A 26,471-nucleotide genomic window follows, 5' to 3' on the forward strand; every position below is an offset into this window, starting at 1 on the left:
CTTAAATTTCGTCCGTTAATTTAACATCTAGATTTAAATCATCACGTAAACCAGCATATCCCTCATCTTCAAGTTTTTTAGCAAGGTCAGGTCCGCCATTTTCTACGATTCTACCATCCATCATGACATGAACTTGATCTGGAACGATATAGTTCAACAATCTTTGATAGTGAGTAATGATAAGTGATCCAAAGTTGTCGCCACGCATAGAATTTACGCCACGCGAAACGACTTTCAAAGCATCAATATCAAGACCAGAATCGATTTCATCTAAAATTGCAAATTTAGGTTCGATCATTAATAGCTGCAAAATTTCGTTTCGTTTTTTCTCACCGCCAGAAAAGCCTTCATTCAAATATCTTTCAGACATTTCATCGGTCATATCAAGAATTTCTTGTTTAGCATCGAGTTTTTTCATGAATTCCATAACTGGAATTTGGTCATCTTCATCGCGGCGGGCATTGATGGCTGCACGCATGAATTCCACATTAGTAACTCCAGGGATCTCAGCTGGATATTGCATAGCCAAAAACAATCCTTTACGAGCTCTTTCATCAACTGGCATATCCAAAATACTTTCCCCGTCTAATAAAATATCGCCAGATGTGACTTGATAAGCAGAGTTACCCATAATTGCTTGTGATAGTGTTGATTTACCAGTACCATTGGGACCCATGATCGCATGAATCTCACCGGTACTCATTTTGAGATTTACACCTTTTAGAATTTCTTGGCCTTTGCCATTTTCATCATCAGTTACTGAAACATGTAAATCTTTAACCTCTAAAGTTGACATCATATTCCCTCCGTTACTAAAATGATAATTACACCTACATTATGCGCTTTTATTTCATTAAATAACAAAAGAATATAAATAATATTCCATTAATAAATATCAGTTATTCAAATAATATATACACAAAAATAAAATGAAATTAGTTCTATTTTAATACAAAAAAACCAGAACAGCTAAATGTTCTGGTTTTTATTTCATATGATTTTCGATCCATTCCCAAACTTCGTCTTTTCCTGACTTAGTTTCAGCACTAAATAATTGTAATTGATCTTTTTGATTAATATTCATGGTCTTATTTACTTGGCTAACGGTCTTATTCCACTGATTCTTTTTGACCTTATCCATTTTAGTAGCAACGATCAAGGTTGGCAGATGGTAATAACTGACAAATTGGTACATTGAAATATCGTCGTCGCTTGGTGCATGTCGACCATCCACCAGGATGATTACGCCACGCAATACTTTTCTGGTCGTTAAATATTCTTCGATCATAACGCCAAATTCTTCGCGTTGCTTTTTTGAGACCTTCGCGAAGCCATAACCAGGAACGTCGACTAAATATAATAGATCTTCAATATTATAAAAATTCAAGGTCTGCGTTTTTCCTGGCGTACTGGAAGTTCTCGCAAAACTTTTCCGATTGATCAAAGTATTGATCAATGATGATTTACCAACATTTGATCTTCCCAGTAGAGCAATCTCCGGATAGCCCTCATCTGGATATTGTTTTGAACTAACTGCGCTTAAATTCATGGATACGTTATTTACTTGCATAATTCACCTCAGTGCAATTATTTTATCATCATGAGAGCAATAAAAAAAGGTCGCCTTAGGCAACCTTTCCATCTTTCAAGATCAATTCTGGTTTTTTAACTTTTCTAACTGCGTCTTTAGTAACCTTAACTGTATCTACATCGTCTCTAGCTGGTACTTCATACATCGTATCAAGCATCGTTTCTTCAACAATAGAACGTAGTCCACGGGCACCAGTGTTTCTTTCGATTGACATCTTGGCAATCTCATTTAGGGCACCGTCAGTAAATTCTAGTTTGACGCCGTCAATATCCATTAGTTCCTTATATTGCTTAATAAGGGCATTCTTAGGCTTTGTAAGGATGTTGACCAAATCATCTTCTGTTAGTTTCTCTAAGGCAGTGACGATTGGAATACGACCAATGAATTCGGGAATAATACCAAACTTCATCAAATCCTCAGGAATAATTTGTTGCATCAAACTCTTTTGTTCATCGATTGATTCTTTTTGTTCCGCACCAAAACCGATTGTCTTATCGCCCAATCTATTCTTAACGATATTTTCAATGCCGTCAAAAGCACCACCAACAATGAATAGAATGTTAGTTGTATCGATTTGGATCAATTCTTGCTGTGGATGTTTTCTTCCACCCTGTGGTGGCACGCTGGCAACTGTTCCTTCAAGAATCTTCAAGAGAGCTTGTTGGACACCTTCACCAGAAACGTCACGAGTAATCGAAACATTCTCGCTCTTCTTAGCAATCTTATCGATTTCATCAATGTAGACGATTCCATGCTCTGCCTTTTCAACATCAAAGTCAGCATTCTGCAACAGTTTTAAGAGGATATTTTCAACATCCTCACCGACATATCCTGCTTCAGTCAAAGTTGTTGCGTCAGCAATAGCGAATGGAACCTTCAAAATTCTAGCCAAAGTTTGGGCTAAGAAAGTTTTACCGGATCCTGTAGGACCGATAAGCGCAATATTGCTCTTTTGTAATTCCGTATCGCCATCTTTGGAATGTTCCATTTTGTTGATACGTTTGTAGTGATTGTAAACGGCAACTGACAATGCACGCTTGGCATCATATTGTCCAATCACATATTCGTCTAGAATCTTTTTGATTTCAACAGGTGTGGGAATGTTTTCCAAATCTAATGGAGTATCATCGCCTAATTCCTCGTCGATGATCTCTTTACATAGATCGATACATTCGTTACAGATATATACACCAGGTCCAGCCACGATCTTTTTGACTTGGTCTTGAGTCTTTCCGCAGAAAGAACAACTAATTGTACCTGTGCCTGTAGTTTCTGTGCTATCAAACATATATTCATTTCTCCTTAAGTAGTTCCAATACTTTGAAAAGCTTAGCATTGAAGGCGTTAAGAGTAAAGCAATAAGCCCATAAAAAAATAAGAAGCCTACTGGCTTCTTATAATTTTAATTATTTTTCAACAGATGAATCAACGATCAATTCAATAGCCTTTTTAGCAGCAATATCATGAGCAAGCATATCGTCTGTCAAAGCACCACGAACAGCCTTTTCGTCCATCTTGTATTCATCAGCCAATGACTTGATCTCATTCTTGATTTCGTCTTCAGTTGGTTTGATACCTTCTTTAGCAACGATTGCTTCGATAACCAAGTCAGTTTTAACACGTTCTTCAGCATCTGAAGCAAATTGCTTCTTAAGGTCGTCTTCAGTAGTACCTGTCATTTGATAGTACAACTTAGGATCGATTCCTTGACGACGTAAGTTAGCCAAGTATTGGTTCATTTGGTTGTTAACTTCTGTGTCGATCATTGCTTGTGGAATTTCATCAATAGTAGCATTCTTTACAGCGCCTGAGATTGCTTCTTCTTGAATATTTTCTTCAGCAGTTTCTTTCTTTTGTTCCTTGATTTCGTCATGAAGTTTCTTCTTCAAGTCATCAAGTGTATCAACGTTTTCGTCAACATCCTTAGCGAAGTCGTCATCTAACTTAGGAAGTTCTTTAGATTTGATTTCATGAACAGTTGTCTTGAAAATTGCGTCTTTTCCAGCAAGTTCTTTAGCTTGATAGTCTTCTGGGAAAGTAACTTTAACGTCAACAACGTCACCTTTACTTGCACCGATCAAACCATCCTCAAAGCCAGGGATGAATGTGTTTGAACCCAATTCAAGTGAGTAGTTTTGTGCACTACCACCATCGAATTCTTTACCATCAACAGTACCAACATAGTCGATAACAACTGTGTCGCCTTCTTCGGCTTTACCATCTTTAAGAACTAATTCAGCTTGTTGTTTTTGCATGTCTTCAAGCTTCTTTTCGATATCAGCTTTTAGAACATTGCGTTTTTGCTTCTTAACAGCAATTCCTGTGTAGTCACCAAGTTTAACTTCTGGTTTAACAGTGATTGTTGCACTGATTGCCCATGGCTTGTCTTTTTCCATTGATTCAACAGTAATTTGTGGTTGGTCAACAGGATCAACTTTAGCGTCGTCAACAGCCTTTTGGTAAGCATCAGGTAAGACAGCGTTCAAAGCATCTTCATAAAGTGCTTCTTCGCCGTACATACGATTAAAGATTTGACGAGGAACTCTACCCTTTCTAAATCCAGGGACGTTCAAGTTCTTCTTAACACGGTTAAAAGCAGTATCTAAACCTTTTTTAATTGTGTCTTGATCAATTTCAAATTTTAATTCACCTGTATTTTTTTCTTTTTTTGTAAATTTAGCCTTAGCAGACATTTTATCCCTCCGGTATTTCACGATCTCATACTTTGTAATATTACCTTAAAATCGTACGGTTGTAAATGTTTCGTATGATTTAATCGTTTTTCTGGATATTTTTTTATAAAAAAAAATCGAGACCAAAGTCTCGACTTTTTAAAAGCGTTCAAGTTTAGTTCAGATTAGTCCAAGATGTCTGTAACAACACCGGCACCAACAGTACGTCCACCTTCACGAACAGTAAATCTTGTACCTTCTTCAATAGCTACAGGAGCAATCAAGTCAACTTCAAAAGTAACTTGGTCACCAGGCATAACCATTTCTACACCATCTGGCAATTCAATAACACCAGTAACATCAGTTGTATGGAAGTAGAATTGAGGACGATAGTTTGAGAAGAATGGAGTATGACGTCCACCTTCTTCTTTTGTCAAGATATAAACTTCACCCTTGAACTTAGTATGTGTTTGGATTGAACCTGGTTTAGCAAGAACTTGTCCACGTTCGATTTGATCACGGTTAATACCACGAAGAAGAACACCAACGTTATCTCCGGCTTCACCAAGATCCAATGTCTTACGGAACATTTCAAGACCAGTAACAGTTGATTTTTCAATTTCTGGCTTCAAACCAACGATTTCAACTTCGTCGCCGACTTTAACTTCACCACGGTCGATACGACCAGAAGCAACAGTACCACGACCAGTAATTGTAAATACATCTTCAACAGGCATCAAGAAAGGCTTGTCGTTTTCACGTTTAGGTGTTGGGATATATTCATCAATTGTGTCAAGAAGTTCTTCGATGTTCTTGATTTGTTCTGGATCACCTTCAAGAGCTTTCAAAGCTGAACCACGGATTACAGGAATGTCATCCCCTGGGTAATCGTATTCTGAAAGCAATTCACGAACTTCCATCTCAACTAAGTCAACAAGTTCAGGGTCATCAACAAGGTCAGTCTTGTTTAAGAAGACAACGATGTATTCAACACCAACTTGGTGAGCAAGCAAGATATGTTCACGTGTTTGTGGCATAGGACCATCAGTAGCAGCAACAACAAGGATAGCACCATCCATTTGAGCAGCACCAGTGATCATATTCTTAACGTAGTCAGCATGTCCTGGAGCATCAATATGTGCATAGTGACGCTTTTCAGTTTCATACTCAACGTGAGCAGTATTGATTGTGATCCCACGTTCCTTTTCTTCTGGGGCCTTATCAATATCAGCGTAATCCTCAGCTTTAGCTAAACCTTTGTCAGCTAAAACCTTTGTAATTGCGGCTGTAAGTGTTGTCTTACCGTGGTCAACGTGACCAATTGTCCCAATATTTACATGGGGCTTAGTTCTCTCATAATGTTCTTTTTCTGCCATTACAAAGAATCCTCCTAAAATTTCATTTCATAAGATTATCCAAAGAAAGTGTTCTTTAGACGGCTCTTTACTGAAAAATTATACTACTTTCAGAGGTGAAAGCAAAGGCATTTCAGCTCAAATCACCAACTAAAAATATACTCTTTGAATTATACGGTGCACGATTTGAATTGTAAACACCATTTTGAAAAAAACTCTTATTTATTGCTGAAAAGAGTTAATTAACGAATCAAATCGTTTGATCCAGTTCTCAACGTCAGTTCTTTCAGAACTTTCTCCCACCTGTGATTCGTCCAATAAACCATACCGCAATAGGAATACTTTTGTCCATAGAGAAGGGTCTTTTATTATTTCAGACCCAAAAGGATAAACCATTGCCGCATAAAGGGACAGCTCACTTCGAAGGTTTTCAAGCTGCACTTGGTTTTCACTATCGATCAAAATCTTTTCAAGTTCATCGCACATTGCTAAGTACACATCCGTTGACATAATCGGCTTTAGACGTGCAGGATTGCAAGTTTTATTTTCTCCATAAAATGAAATATTCAACTCTTCATCAACGCCGAGCTTGAAAACATTTTCTAAAACTTCGCTTTTTAGCAAAGGATGCAACAGTGGATTTTGAAGCAGCAATTTTACGCATTCCAAATAATTATCTTTGTCAAATTCACGCAAGCTACGGATCAATTGAATCTGGTCCACTACATTCATAGTCACGATCGTGCTGATCTGTTTAGTAATAATCGACATTTTGGGCTTAAATGATCGATTATGCCGTTCTTCAGACAATTTAACTCGTGCCTTGAATTCATCAACAAAATTCTTTTGGATCGTTGATAGCTTATTTTCATCATAAAAATGAATCATCTGATTTGCCAACAAATAATCATTATTTTCAACGACAATATCAACTGCTAGCTTGGCCGCTTCTGGATCGCTCAAATAATAATTAAAGTAATCCAGGATGACCGATTCAGCCTGATCCGCATTTTTTTGGTTTAACAGAGCTGCTGCTAATCCTTGATTGATCGAAAATGTTTGCTTGATGCTATATGCTTGTGAATAGTAATCGACCGCATCTTCCCAATTTCCCTTTTCAAATGCGTCATCAGCCTGCTCTAAGATCCTCTTTAGATTATCTGAATCGTCCATTTATTTACCTCGTTATAATAAAAGACCGCATTAAGCGGTCTATTTTTTGGCCTTACGATGTCTATTTTGGTTAACTTCCATAATAACTGGAAGGATTACCGGGTGACGGTTAGTTTGTTCATATAGGAAATGATTTAACTTTTCACGTACACCTTGTTTCAAGTCTGACCAGTCAAAATCTTTGCTGTTTTGTAAATAATCAGTAATTTCTTTGACGATCAAGTCAGAACTTTCACTCAATAAGTCACGACTAGTTCTCATGTATACAAAACCTCTAGCTGTGATCTTAGGCTTTGCAACTACTTTTTTCTTCTTACGGTCGATTGTTGCTACAGCGATGAATACCCCATCATCTGCCAACAATTCACGGTCACGTAAAACAATACTTCCAATATCTCCGACACCGATTCCATCGATTATAGTATCCCCAGCATCGATTCCCTTACCAACATAAAATTGGCCATTTTCGTAATTTAAGACATCGCCTTTTTTAGTTAAGAAGATGTTTTGATAAGGAATACCTGTTTGATGTGCAATACGTGCGTGAGCATCCATCAAACGATATTCACCCTGAATCGGAATGACGTTCTTGGGTTTTAATAAGTTGATCATAAGTTGAAGATCAGTCTTGTTTGCATTACCAGATGGATGCATATCATCGCCTAATGCCTTAACTTCAGCATCAGTCCGATAGATCATATCTCTAGTTTTTGCAAAAGTCGTATCCAAAGAATGTGAAGGCGTCGTAGCAATGAATACTAAATCGCCTTTTTCAATGTTGAACTTAGTTTTAGCTGCAGGATTAGCCATCTTTTGAAGTAGCTTGATCGGCTCGCCCATCTTACCAGTTTCAATGACGACTAGGTCCTTTTTATCGACCTTGCTTAATTCCTTGTTAGTGATGATCAATTCTTTGTTTTTGACCTCAAGATAGCCTAGTTTCATGGCTGTCTTAAGAATCTTCTCAGCATCCATTCCTGATAAATAAACTCGACGATTAGTTTTATCAGCCGCATCTAGAATTTGTTGCATACGTTGGATGTTTGAAGCCACTTGAGCAACAATGATTCGACCATCGTGATAACTGAATGTATCCACAATATAATCGTAAATGTCAGTTTCATTTGAATTTTCAAATGGTGATTCAGCATTAGCTGAATCACTCAAAAGTGCAAGTACGTTGTCACTGCCAATCTCAGCAATGCGTCCAAAATCAGTTTTATATAGTGGAAGCGCTGCTTGATCAAATTTGAAATCGCCAGTGTATACGATCGAGCCTTCTTGAGTTTTGATCACAGTACCTAATGAATCAGGTACTGAGTGCGTTGTCTTGAAAAATGAAACAGTTGCTTCATTAAAGTCGATCGCTGTTTTTTCATCTATTACATGGAAGTTATTGAATTTCTTGCTGCGCTTATCATTTGAACAAACGATTTTAGCTAATTCAATTGTCATTTTTGCACCAAAGACTGGAATATCGTAATCACCGACTAAATAAGGCAAAGCACCAATGGCATCAGCATGTCCGTGGGATAAGAAAATACCGACAACTTTGTCGATGTTATCCTTAATGTAAGTCATATCAGGCACGACCACGTCGATACCATATAGATCGTTATCTGGATATTGAAGACCAATATCTAGAATGTAAATTTCGTCATTAACCTCAACAGCATACATGTTCTTACCTGTTTCACGTACACCGCTCAGGATCATTATTTTAATTTTTTGACTCATTTTTTCATCTCTCATTTCATAGTAAATAGCATAGATCACAAATTAAATTGCGTTATTTTAAGTCAATAGATGACTACTTGAGCTATACCTGAATAACATTTTATCACAATGTAAAGTACAATAAAAATATAATAAAAAAAGGAGACTCCTTTCGGAATCTCCTTTAACAAGCGATATATTAACGACGTAAGCCAAGTGACTTGATCAATTCACGGTAACGTTGAACATCCTTATTTCTAAGGTATGAAAGTAAGTTACGACGGTGACCAATCTTCTTAAGAAGACCAACATATGAATGGTGATCTTTCTTGTTAACTTTCAAGTGGTCGTTCAATGCGTTGATGTCATATGTTAAAACAGCAACTTGAACTTCTGGAGAACCTGTGTCTCCTTCTTTACGTGCGTATTGTTTAATGATTTCGTTCTTTTTTTCTTTTGAAATAGCCATGCATTTCACCTTTTCCTATAAAATTTAGCCATACTATGCAAAACGTTGGTGACTCGTTGAACAGAGCAATGGTTAACACAGCTATTAACATTACTATATTTAGTCATTTTTTTCAAGTAGAGTTTTTTTTATAACTATTCATTGCATTGAATCTCTACCTTCGGTATAATACACGTATTGTGTTTATAACAAACAAGTAATCGGAGGTGAAACCTATGCCACAAATTAAATCAGCTATCAAACGTGTAAAGACTGCCGAAAAAGCTAACCTTCGCAACAACGCTCAAAGAAGTGCTATGCGTTCTGCAATCAAGAACTTCGAAACAGTTGTTGCTAATGACGGTGATAACAAAGAAGAAATGTACAGAACAGCTGCACGCGCAATTGACATGGCCAAATCAAAAGGCTTGATCAAAGCTAACAAAGCTGCACGTGACAAGTCACGTCTTTCTAAAAAAGTAAACTAATCAAACATTAAGCAGCCTGCGGGCTGTTTTTTTTCCTATTTAGTGAGAGTTACGCTAAATGCGTATACTCTCATTTAACGCAACGCTCCGTGAGGACGTTGCGATTCATTTTATTTTGCGCTAAAAGCGCGTACTCTAACTATACGCAACGCTTTGAAGAACGTTGCGATTCCTTTTTCCTTAGAGCTTAAAGCGTATACTCTCATTTAACGCAACGCTTCGAAGAACGTCGCGATTCCTATGAAAAAAAGCCAGAATTTTAACAAAAACTAAATCACTTAGACACACAATCCAATTTAATGCATACCAAATTAGGTTGGATTTCTCTGCTTATAGAATAAGTCCACCAAAAAAGCCGCTAACTCATAGCGGCTTTTTGAATACAATGATTAAGCGAATTTAGCAATAAACAGATCAAACAATAATTCTTTATCACCCTGCCCGGATTTTACCTGGTAGTCGAGATCCACAATTTGCTGGAACATTTGCGATAAAGTCTGAGTCTTTAATCGACGCGATTGTTGCAACGACATTTTGACTCGATATGGATGAATCTTTAGTTGTTTGGCAATCGTTGCTTCACTTAGTCCCTTTTGACTCAAAATCTTTGTTTGAATTAAAGAACGTAGTTGCGACGTCAAGATTGCAGTCAATAAGATTGGATCGATCTTTTGCAATAAGAATTGATGATAAAGTTCTTCTGCTTCAAAAATATTTTTATTTAGGATCTGATTCATTAATTCAAACACGTTATCATCTAAACTTTGCGGAACTAACTCATTTACCGCTTGAACATCAATCTTTTTCGTCTTAAGTGCATATAATTTCAGCTTATCTAATTGATTCAATGCTTGTGAATAGCTGCCCTTGGTCTTATTCACCAATAGGTCTAAGGCCTGTGGTTCAATGGAAAAGTCAGATTGACGTAACTCTTGATTGATGGTTTTTGCCAACAAATGACTATCGAGCTTGCCAGCATCTACCGGCGTTGCCAACTTTTTAAGCTGTTTCGTGATTTTTTTACGGCTGTCCAACTTCTCATACGTTGCAAAAATCACCAAAACTGTTGTTGGTGCGGGATTTTGAATGTAATCGATCAATAAGTCGGGATTTTGTTCGACAGAATGTTTGATTTTTTCACCGGTTAAAAAATATGGGTTTTCGGCAAATACTAATCGTCTCTCACCAAAGAATGGTGCGGATATAGCTTCGCCAATCATATCCTCTAACGATACATCCTCAAGATCAAAACTGGAGAAGTTCATATCGATTTCTTCTGACGTTAATAATTTTTTAAAAGAAGTCTGAATATCATTAATAAATGCGGTTTCTTGCCCCGTGACTAAGTAGATATTATCAACTTGCTGGTTATTGAGGTTTTTCTTCAATTCGTTAAGTTTCAATTATTTCACCCTTAAATAAGTTCTTACGCCAGATATTTGGCTAATTGGAAAGTAATACCAAGATATCATACCATAACCAGCGGTATTAAGATGCGGCACATGATGGTGGTCCAGACGATCGATTGTTTCTTTATTAGGATGACCGTAACGATTATTCACCCCAGCAGAGATCAATGCCAGACTTGGATCAGTAATCTTCAGCAGTTCATCGCTAGTGGCAGTCTTTGAACCATGATGGCCAGCTTTTAAAAAATCAACATGAAAATGTTGCAGCGATAGAATCTTATGTTCATTTTCTATATCCAGGTCTCCGGTAAACAACCATTTTTTCCCACCGAGGTCAGCTAATAGCGTCAATGAATCGCCGTTTTCTCCCATGGCTTTGTGATCAGGCCACAATACTTGCCATTTACTTCCACCTACAAAAAAGTTTTCTCCCCTTCGATGACTGGAAAACTTAACATCTGGATGATTATGAATAATTGATTTGATCCGCTGATTTTGATCTAAACCAATTCCAAAATTCACCTGTCCAACGGGAAATTTAGTCAGTAATGTATCTAAATTACCAATATGATCAACATCTTTATGAGATAAAAACACTTGATCCAGTTTGGATATCCCCCGAGATTTCAAATATGGAATGGTTGAGAGTTCAACTTGATTTTTAGAATCATGTTTCTTCCAGTCTGGCGATGGGAATTTTAATTTCCCGCCGGTATCGATCAGGATCGACTTTCGAACAAATGGAGTCGTCACTAATATGCTATCCCCTTGCCCAACATCGATGATCGAAACCATCCCAAATATCGGAAACTTCAAATAAATTATTCCTAAAAAAAATAATGCTAAATAATATTTGAAGTATATGTTAACAATTCTTTTACGGTTTAACTGCAACAACCCTAATAAAACTAAAGCTACCGTTATTAAAATCGGTATTTGCCCAACGACAATCGTAGAGAATTTTGAATCGGATAATTTAGACATACTTGAATACAACAGTTCAAAAAAATTGTTCAACTGGATCCAGCAACCTCTCAATGAATTGGGGAAAATAGCACTCAAAATTGCACTTGGTAAAATTAGATAAGTAAATATCGGTACAAAAATTATGTTCATTAACCAGATCCAAATGCTGAATTGAAAGGTATAAAAGCAAATGATTGGCAGGCTCAAAAGATTCATCTTCAAACTAGTCATTAAATATCCTTGCTCATTCAAATATAACAACGCCCCAGACAAAACAAAGCTAAGTTGACCACCCATCTCGATTAACGCAAACGGATCTAGCAATAGACAAATCAAGATAGTGATTCCAAACAGATCAAGTCGACTAAGATCAATTTTAAACTTGTCTACGACAATCAACATCATCGCTAAAACTATCGCCCGCATGATTCCAGTTTTTAAGCCCACGAATATTCCGAAAATCGGCAGGATCAACAATAATGTCCAATCAACTAATTCTTTGTTGATTCTGAGAAATGAACAGGTCTTTTGAATAATAAAAATCAGCAAAAAGATGTGCAATCCCGACAAACTGAACAAGTGGATCACTCCAAGCACGCTTAAAACATCGAATAAATTTCGACTGTCTGGTCCAGAGTAACCTGCTAAAAGTCCTTGCGCTTGAATCTTCATCCAATGAGGCAACTGTGATAGATAGTTTAAAAAATTGACTCGATATAAATGGATGCTATCAAAAAAACTATTGGGAATATATTGCATAGATCGGTCAATCCTATCAATGGTAAATGATTGGAAAATATTTTGATGATTTTCATATTGTTTAAAATCGAATTCGCCAGGATTTCTCGGACCAGGAATACCTTGCTGACGACTAGCTTTAAATTCAATCAAAACTGGTGACCTTAGATCATCCCAACTTTTCTTTTCGGTTTGACTCTTTAACTGGTAATTGAATCTGGCCTTCTGATCTGGTAACTTAATGACTCCAGATAATTGATCCCCATTAATTTTGATCTCATCCGGAAAAATGACTCCCGAATCAGCTGAGCCAATCAAATGAGAGGCCATCTGTTGATGGAGAACGAACGCAAAATAAGTACCCATCAGAATTGAAAAAACAATCACTGTCTTTAAAACTTTGTTCCGCTTTAAAAACAAAATTCGAATCAATGCCAATATCCAAGCACCTATCATCAAATATCTTGGTGAACTAAAAAAACACGCCGACAATATACCAGCTGATACAGCTGGAAATATCCAAAAATTACGCATTATACAACCAACTGATCTCGCCAAGAATCAATTGTTTTCTTGCCAATTCCACCAACCTTGCTTAGATCATCTAGCGACTGATATCGACCATTCTTATCACGATACTCAATGATCTTTTCTGCTTTTTTCGGACCAACACCCCTCACATCTTTGAAATCTTCAACTTTTGCGGAGTTAATATTGACCTTTTGATTTTTAGTAGCTGTAGTTCCAGCTGGATTATTTTGATTTTGAACTGTCTCTCCTTGAGCTGGGATGTATATCTTCATCTCGTCTGCCACTTTTTGTGCCTGATTGAGCTGTCTGATATCGGCATTATCGTTCAAACCACCAGATGTCTTAATCACATCCTGAACAATTGAATCTTTTTCCATCCGATAAACGCCTGGATGTTTGACTTCACCTTGAATATCGACAGTAAATCTTTTTGGACTTTTTTGGTGTTCAGCTTTTTGGGGCTTTGCTTTCGCAACTTGTTCAACCTTTTGTCCCGTATCGACTACCGATTTTTGTTCAGAACGGTGAACAAAAAAGTACCCGATAATTAAGAGCGTTAAAATTCCGATGATCCATTTATTAGCTTTGATTTGTTGAATTATTGTTTCCATTTTCATCACCTCAAACCATATTACGCAAAAAGAGCTTCTGATACTTTCGTATCAAAAGCTCTTTATTTTTCGAGATAATTAATTGCATCATCCAATTTTTTAACAGGTACGATCTTCATCTTAGTATTGATCTTTTTAGCAGCCTGTTTGGCCAAATGATAATTATTAACGTAATGAGGGTCATACTTTTTAATTTCTTTAGTAACAGGATCATCAGGAGCAAAGAAGATCGTGGCTCCTTCTGCTGAAGCAGCAAAGACTTTCTTATCGATACCGCCAATTGGTCCAACTGTACCGTCGGGACTGATCGTGCCAGTTCCAGCAATCGTTCTGCCCTTCTTCAAGTCCTTATTTGCCACTTGTGAATAAACTTGTAGCGTAAACATTAATCCGGCTGAAGGTCCACCGATATCGCCGGCATTAATTGTCGTTGGCGGATTACCCTTTGCTACAGAATCATCAGTTAAGGTGATTCCTAAGCCGTAACGTTTAGTTTGCTCGAGTTTGACTAAACCGCCAGTGGCAGTTTTAGTCTTTCCATCTCGGACGAACTTGATGGTAACTTTAGAGTTTTTATCTTGCTTCTTAACGTAATTTATAAAAGAAGTTGAACTCTTAAATTTGTATCCATTGATCGAATTGATCGTATCACCAACTTTAAGCTTATTCTTAAAGTCAGAATTATCAGTGATATCCATGACGTAAACACCCTTATAGACTTGCTTAAAGGGTTTATGAGCCTTAGTATATGCGGCTTGGATGGCGTTATTAGTAGCAGATTTCATGTAATATTGTTGAACTTGGAAATACTGGGAAGAAGTCTCATTACCCATTAGCTCATCTTTAGGATAGGCAGTTTCAAAATCATTTCCCATCGACTTTACCAATAAGAACGGACTGGCCGGTTGTATTCCCACTGTTGTCAGCAACAAATCGCCCTTTTTCTTGTCGTGTTTGCCATCTACTTTAACGTATTGGGCAGTCGATTCAGCGCTACCAGGAACTTCTAGATAATATCCAGTTGGATAAGTGAAAAATAAAATAATAATGATGACAATAAAAATACCGCCAATAAATTTGTTCCGTGATTTATTAAATTTCAAGCGTTCAATTTCCCTTCTGCAACCGTTTAGTTAACTCTTGTGCGACATGCTTAGAAACGAACTTCGTAATGTCACCATTAAACTTAGCAACTTCTTTGATCATTGACGAAGAAATCGTACTGTATTTTGTGTCTGAAATCAAAAAAATAGTCTCGATATCATCATCCAAGGCTTTGTTAATTGATGACACGCCTGATTCATAACCGAAGTCATCAGCATTTCTCATCGAACGGACTAAAAAAGTTGCATGGTATTGTTTTGCCAAATCGGTCGTCAATTGATCTTTTCCATCAACCACGATCACGTTAGCAAGATCTTGAGTCTCTTCTTCGATAAAGATTTTTTTCTCAGCATAACTAAAGAGATATCTTTTTGATGTGTTTGTCATTGGAGCAACTATCAGCTTATCAAATAACTTAGCAGCCCGTCTAATTATATCGACATGACCATTAGTAATGGGATCAAAACTACCTGCATAAAGTCCAATTTTTTCAGCCATTATTCTCCTCCAAAATGATACAAAGCAACCTTCGTATCTTTGTAGTCTTTTTGTTTCAACAATGTGATTTCTGGAATGGTCGATAAATCGACCTCATAGTCGGTCTCATCAACTATGACTGCATCCTTCGCCAAAAGATCTTTATCGATCATATCTTTGATCAACGTTTCAGTTATTTTCATTCGGTATGGAGGATCTAAGAATACCAAATCAAATTTAACTTGATTTTCGGAAAAATTTTCAATTGCTTCTGTGGCAGACATCTTGAGAATCTTAAATTGGTCAGAACTATGCGTTTTTTCGACATTTTCTTTGATCACTGAAATTGCTTTATAAGCTTTATCAACTAAATATGCCTGACTATATCCGCGAGAAACAGCCTCGATCCCAAGGGACCCAGTTCCGGCAAATAAATCTAAAGCAACCCCATTATTAAAATAAGGCATGACCATACTGAACATTGCTTCTTTAACCTTGCCAGAAGTTGGGCGAGTATTTTTGCCGGGAACCGGCTTTAAGTTTAGACCACGAAACGAACCTGAAATTACTTTCATTTTTCCTCACTCTCAGTATCTTTACTGTTTGCTTTCATCTCAAAATGTTCGTCCAATTCCTTACGATGTGCTAATGAGATGCGCTTGACGTACTTTTTAGTTTGCAGTTCTTTTTGTACCTCAGCTAAATTATTTGAATTAACGTAGATCATCACGTATTTCATTTTTGGAGAAGTGTAGTAAATCGTGCCAAATCTTTGCAATTTACGTTTCCACTTCATCGAATACAGCCAGACGTAAAGCGCCTGACGTTCTGTTTTTTTGAACATTGAATCACCTTAATTTTATAGAATCATATTTTTCTTCTGCTTCAAGATTTAAAACGATACCCAATGCTAGCGAGAGAATCATCATACTTGAACCACCATAGCTAATAAACGGTAGCGTAACACCTGTCAATGGAATGATTCCCAAAAGACCACCAACATTTAGAAAAATCTGTGTCATCATCATAGTTGCCACGCCATACATTACTAATGATGTATAGACGTTCTGTGAACGAATCCCAACTAATAGCATTCTTAGAACTATTGTTGCTAGCAAAAGCAAAACGATCACGACGCCGACAACTCCCAACTCCTCGCTGATTATCGCTAAGATAAAATCAGTGTGAGGTTCAGGCAAATAGCCACGTTTTTGGATACTATTACCTAAACCCACTCCAAAGAGTCCACCATTACTGATGGCATAAAATGAGTTAACTAACTGCGCACCAGCACCACGCTCAAGAGCAAATGGATTTTGCATTGCTAAAAATCTTTGATATTGATAACTTTGAGCAAAATGACCAGGTTTAAATGTGAATAAGAATGTGACGATCATCCCCACAACTGCGACTAAAGAGACATCCATGGAAATGATCAATTTTGATGGAATGGTCGATGCAGAGATCATAACTATACTGATCAAGGTTAAGACCATCGCACCACCAATATCAGGTTGGATAAGAACTAAAAAGATGGTTCCTCCTAAAATTACTATTTGTTGAACGTTAGTCCGCAACATTTCCTTAAACGTGACGTCCATCAATACCTTACGCTTGTTAGACAATACTAAGGCTAAGTACATGACGAAGAAAACCTTCGCCATTTCGAGCGGTTGATAATTAAACAATCCTAAATTGACCCAAGCAGAGGCACCATTAACTTTACTGCTAGGAACCAATATTCCCTTGAAGACTAAATATAAAAGGACTGGAATCGTTATTCCGGCTAAAATCGTAATGACACCACGACTTTTTAAGATGCTAGTTTTCAACATATACCCTAAAAAACAAAGTACCATCCCGATAACTGCAAAAATTGCCTGTTTAACTAAATATTGTGTTGTACTTCCACCAACCATCATATTGTTATAAAAACTGGCGGAATAAACCATTACCACGCCAATCCCTAATAACAGGATGTATGGTATCACGATCCAAAAATCGATCAATTTCGCATTTAATTTTTTCACATCTAAACTCCTGAAATCTAATAATAAGATTATACCACCAAACAATTTAACCTTACTACAAGTCAGTTGGATAAAAAAAAGAAGTTGAGACATTTGTCTCAACTTCTAATTGCTAATTAAGCTTTTTTAGACATTTTACGTTGCTTGTCATACTTCTTACGTTCGTTTGTATCAAGGATTTTCTTACGTAGACGGACACTTGTAGGTGTTACTTCACAAAGTTCATCTTCGTTCAAGAATTCAATTGATTGTTCAAGAGACATATCTTTAGGAGTCTTGATAGCAGCAGCGTGGTCTTTACCAGAAGCACGAGTATTAGTAAGGTTCTTACCTTTAGTAACTGTAACAGCGATATCTTGATCACGGCTACTTTCACCAACGATCATACCTTCATATACGTCAACACCGGCACCGATAAATAATGTACCACGATCTTCAACTGATTGAAGTGAATAAGTAGTTGATGGACCTTGGTTGATTGAAACCAAAGCACCAGTTCTTCTACCTGGTTCCCAGTTCTTAACAACAGGCTTGTATTCTGAGAAAGTATGGTTCAAAATTCCGTAACCACCAGTCATTGAAAGGAATTCTGTTGAGAATCCGATCAAACCACGTGATGGAGCTGAGAATACCAAACGAGTTTGGTTGTTACCAGTACTTTCCATGTTAGCCATGTCACCCTTACGTTGTGACATTGCGTCAATAACTGAACCAACGTATTGGTCAGGTGTATCGATAGTAACTTCCTCATAAGGTTCTGAGTTTACGCCATCGATATTCTTGTAGATAACTTCTGGACGTGATAGTTGTAATTCAAATCCTTCACGACGCATTTCTTCAACAAGAATTGAAAGGTGAAGTTCACCACGACCTGAAACTAGCCATTGACCAGCTTGGTCTGTATCTTCAACTTTAAGAGAGACATCAGTATGAAGTTGTCTTCTTAAACGGTCATCGATCTTTCTAGCAGTAACTTCTGTACCTTCGCGACCAGCGAATGGTGAGTTGTTTTGTAAGAAAGTCATTTGAAGTGTTGGTTCATCAATACGTAACAATGGAAGTGCTTCTTGGTGGTCAACTGGTGTAACAGTTTCACCAACATAAATATCTTCCATACCTGAAACAGCAATTAAGTCCCCGGCCTTAGCCTCATTGATCTCAACACGATCTAGACCCATGAAACCAAATAGCTTAGTTACACGGAAGTTCTTAGTTGAACCGTCAAGTTTCATAACTGTAACATTGTCACCTACCGCAATCTTTCCACGGAAGATACGTCCGATACCAATACGACCAACGTAGTCATTATAATCAAGTAAAGCAACTTGGAATTGTAATGGTTCGTCTGAATTGTCGATTGGTGCTGGGATTGTCTTGATGATTGTGTCAAACAATGGATTCATTGTGTGTTTTTGATCTGCAGGATCTGATGAGTAACTTGATGTACCGTTGATGGCTGATGCATATACAACAGGGAATTCAAGTTGGTCGTCATTTGCGCCAAGTTCGATAAACAATTCAAGAACTTCGTCAACAACTTCTTCAGGACGAGCACCTGGTCTATCGACCTTGTTAATAACAACGATTGGTGTCAAATGTTGTTCAAGAGCCTTTTTAAGAACAAAACGTGTTTGTGGCATTGTTCCTTCATAAGCATCAACAACTAGCAATACACCATCAACCATCTTCATGATACGCTCAACTTCACCACCGAAGTCCGCGTGTCCTGGTGTATCCAAAATATTGATCTTCTTGCCATCATAGTCAACCGCTGTGTTTTTGGAAAGGATTGTGATACCACGTTCTCTTTCAATTGCGTTTGAATCAAGAGCACGATCTTGGATTTGATAGTGTTCTCCTAATGTGTCTGATTGCTTTAGCATTTCGTTAACTAAAGTAGTTTTACCGTGGTCAACGTGGGCGATAATAGCAATATTTCTAATATCTTCTCTTATTTTAGTCAAATTACTTCTTCCTTCCATATAACATCAGTGATTTGTTCACTGGCAATAAAAAAACTGTGATAGTAGTTCACAGCTTAGTTTGAGTTTTTAACTGTCTGAAGTACTTCAGAAACAACTTTCTGAGTACCAGCTATTACGACTTGTGATTTTAGCATATTAACAGGCTCTCCGTCAACTCCAACCACCTTTAATCCCAAGGTCTCACAAAGAACTCTTCCGGCAGCTAGATCCCAAGGTCTTAAATATGACATATATAGGACCTCTTTGCCCGTCATGACGTGTTTAAAGACCACTCCGGCACAACCTAATACCCGCAAGCCACTGCTCTTGTGGACGACTTCTTGAGTGTTTAAATAATTTTTCAATACCATTGGTCCACTGATAACTACCAAACCATCTTTGAGTTCGATATCGTCAGGCTGGCTCAGCTTCTTGCCGTTTTGGAAAACGCCAATCTCTGGACCACCGTGAAAAATCTTTTTCTGCATAACGTCAATGATGGCACCAACAAATGGCTTACCATCTAAATAAACCCCGATCATAGATGCAAAACTTTCATGACATTTCACAAAATTCATCGTCCCATCGATCGGGTCGACAAAAAAGACCAATCCATCCATTGATTTCACGTCATCTCCAAAACCCTCTTCGCTAACTATCGTGGCGTTTGGATACTGTTTTTTGATGGTGGTAACAATCATCTTTTCCGTGGATTTATCAAAATTTGTGACTAGATCGTTTGGACCTGATTTAGTATCAACTTGCTTATGTTTTGTAACGTCTTTACGTAGGTCTTCACCCACCCTAGTTAAAAGATCGACTAAGAATCTATCTATTTCTTGACTTTTTTCCTTCATAATGAAGCCTTACTTTCCCGTTGCTTGGCGTTGATTGACATTGCTTAAATACTTGATAGATCGAATATCCTGACTCAACTTGAAATTCTTTATCGAGTCGTCTTTGTTCCATTTTCATGGGTACGATCTGACAAAATTCACGGTACTTTTGCAAAAAGTCTTCTCGCTTGATACCTGACTCATAAGCTTTCTCGACGGCATTGTAAAGTGCCATGACACCGACGATATCTGAGTTTGACCACTCTTCATCGAGAGGATAGCTATAATTGTCTCGCATTGTCAAAGTCCTCCATTCGTTTACCTCTTAACTATACAAAAAAAGCGATGCAATTGCATCGCTTTTTAGTAATTAAATATGTGTAGGATAACCAATCAAGATATCTGCAGCTTCTTGAACAGGTTCGCCTAATGTTGGATGTGGGTGAATTGTCAAAGCAATATCTTCAACATTAAGTTGACAGTTAACTGCTAAGCTTAATTCAGAAATCAATTCTGATGCACCAGGTCCAACGATTTCGCCTCCGATAAGTGTGCCAGTCTTCTTGTCTGAAACCAATCTTACAAATCCTTCAGCTTCATCCAATGAAACGGCACGTGCGTTACCTGCAAATGGGAACTTAGCAACATCTGCATCAATACCCTTATCTTTTGCTTGTTGTTTATTTAGACCAACACTAGCTAATTCTGGGTCTGTAAAGCAGACTGCAGGAACGCCAATGAAGTCGTTTGCTGTGTTTTTGCCTGAAATAGCACCAGCTGCAACTTTAGCCTCAAAGAATGCTTTGTGAGCCAAAGCTGGACCAGGTACGATATCACCAACGGCATAGATGTTTGGAACAGATGTACGTCCTTGTTCATCAACTTCGATCAAACCACGGTCATTAGTTTTAACGTTTGTCATTTCAAGACCAAAGTTATCTGTATTAGGACGACGACCAACAGTAACCATGCAGTAATCTGCTTTAACTGTTGATTCTTTGCCGTCTACTTCATAAGTAACAGTAACGTCATTATCTGTTTCATCAGCCTTTTTGGCCATGGCATTAGTAATGATTGTTACACCTTTAGATTCAAGATTCTTCTTAACAATTGATACCATATCTTTATCAAAGTTAGGAATAATTTGTCCTGTACCTTCAAGAATTGTTACGTGTGCACCGAGGTCAGCATAAGCACCAGCTAATTCTGATCCAACGTATCCACCACCGATAACAACGAATTCCTTAGGAATTTCTGGAAGGTTAAGTCCACCAGTAGAATCAATGATTCTCTTGCTGAATTTGAATCCTCTGATTTCAACGGGACGACTACCAGTTGCAAGAATCAAGTTCTTGAATTTAATAGTTTGTCCGCCACCATTGTCCATGAATTGACGAGGGCCACTTGCCATAACACGTAGTTGATGGTCGTTATCTAAGTATGCTTCGCCGTTGATCAATTCAACTTTGTGCTTCTTCAATAACATACGAACACCGTTTGTCATACGATCAACAACTTGTTCTTTTTTCCATGCTTGTGTTTTTGCAAAGTCAATTTCTGCACCAGTTGTTGTGATTCCATAAATTGATGAATCACGGTCTTGCTTTAATCTGTTACCAGCAGCAATCAGTGCTTTTGAAGGTACACAACCAACGTTAAGACAAACTCCACCTACAGTGTCTGACTTTTCGATGACTGTAACACTTTGTCCATATTCGGCAGCACGAATAGCTGCAACGTATCCACCAGGACCTGAACCAATAATAACTGTGTCTTTTTCGATTACATTTTCTGCCATTTTATAACTAGCCCTCCATTAACAACATATCTGGATCATGTAGAAGTTTCTTCAATAAGTTCAATGCATTTTGTGCCAAAGCACCATCAATAAGTCTGTGATCATAACTTAGTGAAAGTTTAAGCATCTTACCTACTTGAATGTTGCCCTCTTCGTCAACATATGGTTCGTTAGCAATCTTACCTACACCCAAAATAGCAACTTCAGGGTAGTTGATAACTGGTGTGAACCAGCCACCACCGATTGAACCAACATTACTGATTGTGATAGATCCGCCAGACATCTTGTCCATGCTTAGCTTGTTGTCATAAGCAGCTTGTGAGTTTTCTGTGATTTCCTTGGCAATTTCAAACATACCTTTAGAATCAACGTTCTTAACATTAGGAACGTATAGTCCATGTTCAGTATTTGTTGCAATACCAACATTGTAATAATGCTTGTAGACAATTTCATCAGTTGAATCATCGATTGATGCATTCAATTCTGGATATGCCTTCATAACAGCTACCAAAGCTTTAACAATGTATGGTAGGAATGTTAGATGGATATCTTTGTCAGCAGCAATTTGCTTGTACTTCTTACGGTTTGCCATCAAAGCAGATACTTCGACGTCATCGAAACTTGTTACGTGAGGAGCTGTATGTTTACTTGTAAGCATTGCCTTAGCAATAGCTTTTCTAGTCATTGACATCTTTTCACGTGTTTCAAGTTCTGGTGTAGCAGACTTGTAAGGTGTGATTGGTGTTGCTTCGGCTGCAGATGCAGCAGAACCAGCTGCGGCTGCAGGTGCGGCAGCTGCTGGAGCACCACTCTTGGCAGCGTCAACATCAGCAGTTGTGATTTGTCCATGCTTACCAGATGGTGTAACTGTTGATAAGTCGACACCATTATCACGAGCATATTGGCGAACTGATGGCATTGCTAAATAATTAGCATTTGCTGAACCAGTTGCAGCTGCTGGGGCTGCTGCAGCAGGTGCTGCGGCGGCTGCGGGTGCGGCCTTTTCGTCGGCAGCTGGAGCAGCTTCTTCTTTAGCTGCAGGAGCTTCATCATCGCCAGTATCAGCAGAACCATCATCAATGATGATCAATGTGTCACCAATTTCAACAGTATCTCCCTCTTGTGCAACGATTTGTTTTACGGTACCAGAAACTGGAGAAGGTAATTCCTCGACTGATTTATCATTTTGGATTTCAACTAAAGAATCGTCTTCTTTAACTTGGTCTCCTTCTTTGACTAACCAGCTAGCAACTTCACCTTCGGCCATTCCTTCGCCTAATTCAGGTAATTTAAATTTAAAGGCCATTTTTAGAACCCTTCCCTTCCATGCGGATTAATTAGTAGTTTAAAATTTCGTTTGCTTTTTCTACGATTTCATCAGCACCAGGGATCCAGTAGTCTTCACCTTGGGCGAATGGATAAACACTGTTTGGAGCAGCAACTCTACCAATTGGTGCATCAAGAGAAAGAATGGCATCTTCAGAGATAGCTGATGCAACTTGTGCACCAACACCGGCCATTTTTTGAGCTTCTTGTACAATAACAACTTTATGAGTCTTCTCCAATGACTTGAAGATTGTGTCTGTATCGATTGGTGATACAGTTCTTAAGTCAATAATTTCAACAGAGACGTTGTTTTCAGCTAATTTTTCAGCAGCTTTCTTGGCTTCATTAACTTCAGCACCGTAAGCTACGATTGTAAGATCAGTACCTTCTTGAACAACATTAGCTTTGTCTAAAGGAACTGTGTACTTGCCATCAGGAATATCATCCTTCATTGAACGATATAGCTTCAAGTTTTCCATAAATAGGACAGGGTCATTGTTTTCAATTGATGAAATCAACAAGCCTTTAGCATCGTATGGATTACTTGGCATAACAACACGTAGTCCTGGAACTCCTGTAAAGAAGTTTTCCAAGTTATCAGCGTGCATTTCAGCAGTATGAGTACCACCACCATAAGGTGTACGGATTGTCATAGGTGAAGTTTGTTTACCATTGAAACGGAAACGCATTCTGGCAGCTTGGCCAACGATTTGGTCAATTGCTTCGAATGAGAATCCCATAAATTGGATTTCAGGGATTGGACGGAAGCCTTGAACGCCAAGTCCTGTAGCTAGTCCTAAAATTCCTGATTCGGCTAAAGGAGTATCAAAGACACGGTCTTCGCCGTATTTGTCTTGTAATCCTTGTGTAGTTCTAAATACACCACCGTTTTTACCGACATCTTCACCAAAGATCAATGTTTTTGGATCATCTTCCAAGCAGATATCCAAGGCATCGGTGATTGCTGCAATATAAGTCTTCTTTGACATTATTCATTCGACTCCTTTGCTTCAAATTTTTCGATTTCTTTTCTCATTTCTGGAGTTGGAATTTCGAAAGTACGTTTCAACATGTCAGATACTTTATCCTTAGGAGCTTCATCGGCTTCTTTGATAGCATCCTTGAATGAAGATTTATATTCTTCAACAAGTTTGTCTTCTTGTTCATCTGACCATAGTCCCTTGTCTTCAAGTACCTTTCTCAAACGAATGAGTGGATCTTTTTCATGCCAAGGTTTAACTTCTTCTTCAGTTCTGTAACGTTTAGGATCATCACCAGCACTTGAGTGAGCACCGTAACGATATGTAAGTGTTTCGATCATTACAGGACCATTTCCGGCTGTGATGTAATCACGAGCTGCTTTAGCAACTGTGTAGCAAGCCAAGATATCCATACCATCTACTTGAACACTTGGAATACCAGCAGCAACAGCTTTTTGTGCTAATGATGGAGCAGCAGTTTGTTTAGCTCTTGGTGTAGAGATAGCGAAACCGTTGTTTTGAACGATGAACAATGTTGGTGTTTGGAAAGCACCGGCAAAGTTCATACCTTCATAACTATCACCTTGGGAAGTACCACCATCACCTGTATAAGTGAAGGCAATCTTGTCTTCTTCCTTGTTCTTCTTGATTCCTAAACCAACACCGGCTGCTTCATCGTATGCAGCACCGATAATGATTTGTGGCATCATTGCATTAGCTTCATATTCGTTACCCAAAACATGTCCTCTTGACCACAAGTAAGCTTCAGTTACTGTAGCACCATGTTGAATGAGTTGTGGAATATCACGATATGCAGGAAGTAGGTAATCTTGTTTCTTCATTGCTAAAACAGTACCCATTTCTGATGCTTCCTCACCTTCGGTAGGAGCATAAAATCCCATCCGTCCTTGACGAGAGAAATTCATAGTTTGTTCGTGCAATGCACGTTCCCAAACCATCTTTTTCATAAATTCAACTAAGTCATCGTCAGAGAATGAATCAAATGTCTCTTGATCCACCACCTTGGAGTTTTCATCCAAAACTTGGATTGGCTTAGGTAAATCTGCCAAGTCTTTCTTAATTGCTTCAAAATCAACAACTGATTTATTTGCCATTATTCACATTCCTTCCATAAAAAGCTAAAACACTCACAGCAAAACTGTAAGGGTTTTCAATATCTTTAGTTTATCATTCTTACAAGAAAACACAAGAATTTTTCTGTAACAAATTTTCAATATTTAATTTATGTCAATTTCGTTATTTGATGTACCATTCTTCAATTCGTCAACCATTGAATTTAGGGAGATCGTTGCCATATTTTTTACGGCAGTGGTTGTATAAAAAGCAATATGTGGAGAAACAATAATTCTTGGATTATCGATCATGTTAGATAATAATTGGTCTTCAAGTTTCTCATTGCTGCGATCGGAGTTGAAAATCCCAACTTCATTTTCATAAACATCAAGAACTGCTCCATAAAGCTTTTCTGAAACAACTGCATCGTACAGATCTTGCGTGTTGATCAAGTCGCCACGACCGGTATTTACGACAATGGCATGATCTTTCATCTCAGCAATAGTGTTTTTATTGATCACAGTATTGCCCTTGCCAAGACTTGGTAAATGCAAAGTTACGACGTCTGAATTTTTCAATAATTCATCTAATGTATCAACGTATAGTCCTTGTTTTTCAATATCTGGATTGCGATATTTATCAAAAGCAATGACTTTTGCGCCGAACCCTTGATAAATTTTAATTGCAGCACGTCCAATACGTCCTGTACCAGCGACACCGACAGTTAGTTCGTTCAATTCGCGACCAATATCCGGTGCCCATAAAAAGTTATGCTTATCAACTTTTCTGATCATTGATTTCATACTTCTCAACAAGATCATTAGACCAGTCACTGAATATTCAGCAATTGCAGTTGGAGAATAGCTTGGAACGTTCGTTAATTTAATGTCGTTTTTCTTTAAAGCATCAAAAGGAACATTATCAACACCAACGTTTCTTAATGAAAGTACATGGATACCGTATTCGTTCATCTTGTCAAAAATAGCAGGATCATATGGCAATTGCTGATAAGCGACAACGCCATCGTATCCATTTGCTTGTTCAATTGTTTCTGGATTCAATAAATCTGAGACGATCTTAACTTCAATATTATTTTCCTTTGACCATTGTTCAATATATGGTCTTTCGTCTTCTCTAACACCATAGTCAATGAGTTTCATACTTAGTTCCTCCATAAAATCAAT

Annotated in this window: 25 protein-coding genes; 1 reads left to right on the forward strand and 24 read right to left on the reverse strand. The window is 37.9% G+C overall.

Translation table 11 applies throughout. The features are described 5' to 3' along the window. Nucleotide 1: 1 nt before the first annotated feature. The 8 genes from sufC to rpsO form a co-directional block, all read right to left on the reverse strand. A complete protein-coding gene (gene sufC, locus LKF16_RS02540; RefSeq protein WP_291468347.1) occupies nt 2-796 on the reverse strand; it encodes a Fe-S cluster assembly ATPase SufC in 795 nt (264 codons plus the stop codon). Between the two features lie 189 nt (nt 797-985). Next, complete coding sequence (gene yihA / locus LKF16_RS02545; protein ID WP_291468349.1) at nt 986-1,570, reverse strand: ribosome biogenesis GTP-binding protein YihA/YsxC; 585 nt, start codon at nt 1,568-1,570, stop codon at nt 986-988. 55 nt (nt 1,571-1,625) lie between these two features. Next, entirely contained in the window at nt 1,626-2,879 is a 1,254-nt protein-coding gene (gene clpX / locus LKF16_RS02550) for an ATP-dependent Clp protease ATP-binding subunit ClpX (protein ID WP_291468351.1), read from the reverse strand. 118 nt (nt 2,880-2,997) lie between these two features. Beyond that, nucleotides 2,998-4,284 (reverse strand): trigger factor, encoded by a 1,287-nt coding sequence (gene tig, locus LKF16_RS02555; RefSeq protein WP_291468352.1) that lies wholly within the window; start codon nt 4,282-4,284, stop codon nt 2,998-3,000. Nucleotides 4,285-4,448: 164 nt separating this feature from the next. Then, a complete protein-coding gene (gene tuf, locus LKF16_RS02560) occupies nt 4,449-5,639 on the reverse strand; it encodes an elongation factor Tu (RefSeq protein WP_291468354.1) in 1,191 nt (396 codons plus the stop codon). A 201-nt stretch (nt 5,640-5,840) separates the two neighbouring features. After that, nucleotides 5,841-6,791 carry a tetratricopeptide repeat protein gene (locus LKF16_RS02565; RefSeq protein ID WP_291468356.1) on the reverse strand — a complete coding sequence of 317 codons (951 nt, stop codon included), beginning with the start codon at nt 6,789-6,791 and terminating at the stop codon, nt 5,841-5,843. 39 nt (nt 6,792-6,830) lie between these two features. Then, nucleotides 6,831-8,528, reverse strand: a complete 1,698-nt coding sequence (locus LKF16_RS02570; RefSeq protein ID WP_291468357.1) for a ribonuclease J — start codon at nt 8,526-8,528, stop codon at nt 6,831-6,833. A gap of 178 nt (nt 8,529-8,706) precedes the next feature. Continuing rightward, nucleotides 8,707-8,976, reverse strand: coding sequence for a 30S ribosomal protein S15 (rpsO, locus tag LKF16_RS02575; protein ID WP_291468358.1), 270 nt, complete (start codon nt 8,974-8,976; stop codon nt 8,707-8,709). 215 nt (nt 8,977-9,191) lie between these two features. Between rpsO and rpsT the strand changes: the two genes are divergently transcribed. Continuing rightward, complete coding sequence (gene rpsT, locus LKF16_RS02580) at nt 9,192-9,443, forward strand: 30S ribosomal protein S20 (protein WP_291468360.1); 252 nt, start codon at nt 9,192-9,194, stop codon at nt 9,441-9,443. A gap of 389 nt (nt 9,444-9,832) precedes the next feature. Here the strand turns inward: rpsT and holA are convergent, their stop codons facing one another. From holA to LKF16_RS02660, 16 genes are all read right to left on the reverse strand, one after another. Next, complete coding sequence (gene holA, locus LKF16_RS02585) at nt 9,833-10,846, reverse strand: DNA polymerase III subunit delta (RefSeq protein ID WP_291468362.1); 1,014 nt, start codon at nt 10,844-10,846, stop codon at nt 9,833-9,835. After that, the gene (locus tag LKF16_RS02590) at nt 10,847-12,994 is read right to left on the reverse strand and encodes a DNA internalization-related competence protein ComEC/Rec2 (protein WP_291468363.1); all 2,148 of its coding nucleotides are present in this window, start codon (nt 12,992-12,994) and stop codon (nt 10,847-10,849) included. A 95-nt stretch (nt 12,995-13,089) separates the two neighbouring features. Beyond that, the gene (locus tag LKF16_RS02595) at nt 13,090-13,698 is read right to left on the reverse strand and encodes a helix-hairpin-helix domain-containing protein (RefSeq protein WP_291468364.1); all 609 of its coding nucleotides are present in this window, start codon (nt 13,696-13,698) and stop codon (nt 13,090-13,092) included. 62 nt (nt 13,699-13,760) lie between these two features. Beyond that, nucleotides 13,761-14,801, reverse strand: coding sequence for a SepM family pheromone-processing serine protease (locus LKF16_RS02600; RefSeq protein WP_434735154.1), 1,041 nt, complete (start codon nt 14,799-14,801; stop codon nt 13,761-13,763). A gap of 4 nt (nt 14,802-14,805) precedes the next feature. Continuing rightward, nucleotides 14,806-15,300, reverse strand: coding sequence for a pantetheine-phosphate adenylyltransferase (gene coaD, locus LKF16_RS02605; RefSeq protein ID WP_291468365.1), 495 nt, complete (start codon nt 15,298-15,300; stop codon nt 14,806-14,808). Beyond that, the gene (gene rsmD, locus LKF16_RS02610) at nt 15,300-15,854 is read right to left on the reverse strand and encodes a 16S rRNA (guanine(966)-N(2))-methyltransferase RsmD (RefSeq protein ID WP_291468367.1); all 555 of its coding nucleotides are present in this window, start codon (nt 15,852-15,854) and stop codon (nt 15,300-15,302) included. Before rsmD ends, coaD begins: the two co-directional genes overlap by 1 nt. After that, nucleotides 15,851-16,123 (reverse strand): YlbG family protein, encoded by a 273-nt coding sequence (locus tag LKF16_RS02615; RefSeq protein ID WP_291468369.1) that lies wholly within the window; start codon nt 16,121-16,123, stop codon nt 15,851-15,853. The genes rsmD and LKF16_RS02615 overlap by 4 nt, the downstream gene beginning before the upstream one ends. Before the next feature lie 4 nt (nt 16,124-16,127). Beyond that, nucleotides 16,128-17,309 (reverse strand): FtsW/RodA/SpoVE family cell cycle protein, encoded by a 1,182-nt coding sequence (locus LKF16_RS02620; RefSeq protein WP_291468371.1) that lies wholly within the window; start codon nt 17,307-17,309, stop codon nt 16,128-16,130. A gap of 116 nt (nt 17,310-17,425) precedes the next feature. Further along, the gene (typA, locus tag LKF16_RS02625) at nt 17,426-19,273 is read right to left on the reverse strand and encodes a translational GTPase TypA (protein WP_291468373.1); all 1,848 of its coding nucleotides are present in this window, start codon (nt 19,271-19,273) and stop codon (nt 17,426-17,428) included. A gap of 74 nt (nt 19,274-19,347) precedes the next feature. Further along, complete coding sequence (locus tag LKF16_RS02630; protein WP_291468375.1) at nt 19,348-20,130, reverse strand: inositol monophosphatase family protein; 783 nt, start codon at nt 20,128-20,130, stop codon at nt 19,348-19,350. Then, nucleotides 20,102-20,407: a UPF0223 family protein gene (locus tag LKF16_RS02635; RefSeq protein ID WP_291468377.1), complete on the reverse strand. Its 306-nt coding sequence runs from the start codon at nt 20,405-20,407 to the stop codon at nt 20,102-20,104. Before LKF16_RS02635 ends, LKF16_RS02630 begins: the two co-directional genes overlap by 29 nt. A 72-nt stretch (nt 20,408-20,479) precedes the next feature. Beyond that, nucleotides 20,480-21,907 carry a dihydrolipoyl dehydrogenase gene (gene lpdA / locus LKF16_RS02640; protein ID WP_291468379.1) on the reverse strand — a complete coding sequence of 476 codons (1,428 nt, stop codon included), beginning with the start codon at nt 21,905-21,907 and terminating at the stop codon, nt 20,480-20,482. 7 nt (nt 21,908-21,914) lie between these two features. Further along, nucleotides 21,915-23,213, reverse strand: a complete 1,299-nt coding sequence (locus LKF16_RS02645; protein WP_291468381.1) for a 2-oxo acid dehydrogenase subunit E2 — start codon at nt 23,211-23,213, stop codon at nt 21,915-21,917. A gap of 31 nt (nt 23,214-23,244) precedes the next feature. Next, a complete protein-coding gene (locus tag LKF16_RS02650) occupies nt 23,245-24,222 on the reverse strand; it encodes an alpha-ketoacid dehydrogenase subunit beta (protein WP_291468383.1) in 978 nt (325 codons plus the stop codon). Further along, nucleotides 24,222-25,328, reverse strand: a complete 1,107-nt coding sequence (pdhA, locus tag LKF16_RS02655; protein WP_291468385.1) for a pyruvate dehydrogenase (acetyl-transferring) E1 component subunit alpha — start codon at nt 25,326-25,328, stop codon at nt 24,222-24,224. Before pdhA ends, LKF16_RS02650 begins: the two co-directional genes overlap by 1 nt. 123 nt (nt 25,329-25,451) lie before the next feature. Beyond that, the gene (locus LKF16_RS02660) at nt 25,452-26,447 is read right to left on the reverse strand and encodes a D-2-hydroxyacid dehydrogenase (protein ID WP_291468386.1); all 996 of its coding nucleotides are present in this window, start codon (nt 26,445-26,447) and stop codon (nt 25,452-25,454) included. Between the last annotated feature and the right edge of the window lie 24 nt (nt 26,448-26,471).

The sequence above is a fragment of the Companilactobacillus sp. genome, assembly GCF_022484265.1.
Taxonomy (GTDB): Bacteria; Bacillota; Bacilli; order Lactobacillales; family Lactobacillaceae; genus Companilactobacillus.

What these genes read in the sequence shown, in the direction of transcription:
- sufC (WP_291468347.1), bottom strand. Translation starts at nt 796, where the DNA reads ATGTCAACTTTAGAGGTTAAAGATTTACATGTTTCAGTAACTGATGAT.
- yihA (WP_291468349.1), bottom strand. Translation starts at nt 1,570, where the DNA reads ATGCAAGTAAATAACGTATCCATGAATTTAAGCGCAGTTAGTTCAAAA.
- clpX (WP_291468351.1), bottom strand. Translation starts at nt 2,879, where the DNA reads ATGTTTGATAGCACAGAAACTACAGGCACAGGTACAATTAGTTGTTCT.
- tig (WP_291468352.1), bottom strand. Translation starts at nt 4,284, where the DNA reads ATGTCTGCTAAGGCTAAATTTACAAAAAAAGAAAAAAATACAGGTGAA.
- tuf (WP_291468354.1), bottom strand. Translation starts at nt 5,639, where the DNA reads ATGGCAGAAAAAGAACATTATGAGAGAACTAAGCCCCATGTAAATATT.
- LKF16_RS02565 (WP_291468356.1), bottom strand. Translation starts at nt 6,791, where the DNA reads ATGGACGATTCAGATAATCTAAAGAGGATCTTAGAGCAGGCTGATGAC.
- LKF16_RS02570 (WP_291468357.1), bottom strand. Translation starts at nt 8,528, where the DNA reads ATGAGTCAAAAAATTAAAATAATGATCCTGAGCGGTGTACGTGAAACA.
- rpsO (WP_291468358.1), bottom strand. Translation starts at nt 8,976, where the DNA reads ATGGCTATTTCAAAAGAAAAAAAGAACGAAATCATTAAACAATACGCA.
- rpsT (WP_291468360.1), top strand. Translation starts at nt 9,192, where the DNA reads ATGCCACAAATTAAATCAGCTATCAAACGTGTAAAGACTGCCGAAAAA.
- LKF16_RS02595 (WP_291468364.1), bottom strand. Translation starts at nt 13,698, where the DNA reads ATGGAAACAATAATTCAACAAATCAAAGCTAATAAATGGATCATCGGA.
- coaD (WP_291468365.1), bottom strand. Translation starts at nt 15,300, where the DNA reads ATGGCTGAAAAAATTGGACTTTATGCAGGTAGTTTTGATCCCATTACT.
- rsmD (WP_291468367.1), bottom strand. Translation starts at nt 15,854, where the DNA reads ATGAAAGTAATTTCAGGTTCGTTTCGTGGTCTAAACTTAAAGCCGGTT.
- LKF16_RS02615 (WP_291468369.1), bottom strand. Translation starts at nt 16,123, where the DNA reads ATGTTCAAAAAAACAGAACGTCAGGCGCTTTACGTCTGGCTGTATTCG.
- LKF16_RS02630 (WP_291468375.1), bottom strand. Translation starts at nt 20,130, where the DNA reads ATGAAGGAAAAAAGTCAAGAAATAGATAGATTCTTAGTCGATCTTTTA.
- LKF16_RS02635 (WP_291468377.1), bottom strand. Translation starts at nt 20,407, where the DNA reads ATGCGAGACAATTATAGCTATCCTCTCGATGAAGAGTGGTCAAACTCA.
- lpdA (WP_291468379.1), bottom strand. Translation starts at nt 21,907, where the DNA reads ATGGCAGAAAATGTAATCGAAAAAGACACAGTTATTATTGGTTCAGGT.
- LKF16_RS02645 (WP_291468381.1), bottom strand. Translation starts at nt 23,213, where the DNA reads ATGGCCTTTAAATTTAAATTACCTGAATTAGGCGAAGGAATGGCCGAA.
- LKF16_RS02650 (WP_291468383.1), bottom strand. Translation starts at nt 24,222, where the DNA reads ATGTCAAAGAAGACTTATATTGCAGCAATCACCGATGCCTTGGATATC.
- pdhA (WP_291468385.1), bottom strand. Translation starts at nt 25,328, where the DNA reads ATGGCAAATAAATCAGTTGTTGATTTTGAAGCAATTAAGAAAGACTTG.
- LKF16_RS02660 (WP_291468386.1), bottom strand. Translation starts at nt 26,447, where the DNA reads ATGAAACTCATTGACTATGGTGTTAGAGAAGACGAAAGACCATATATT.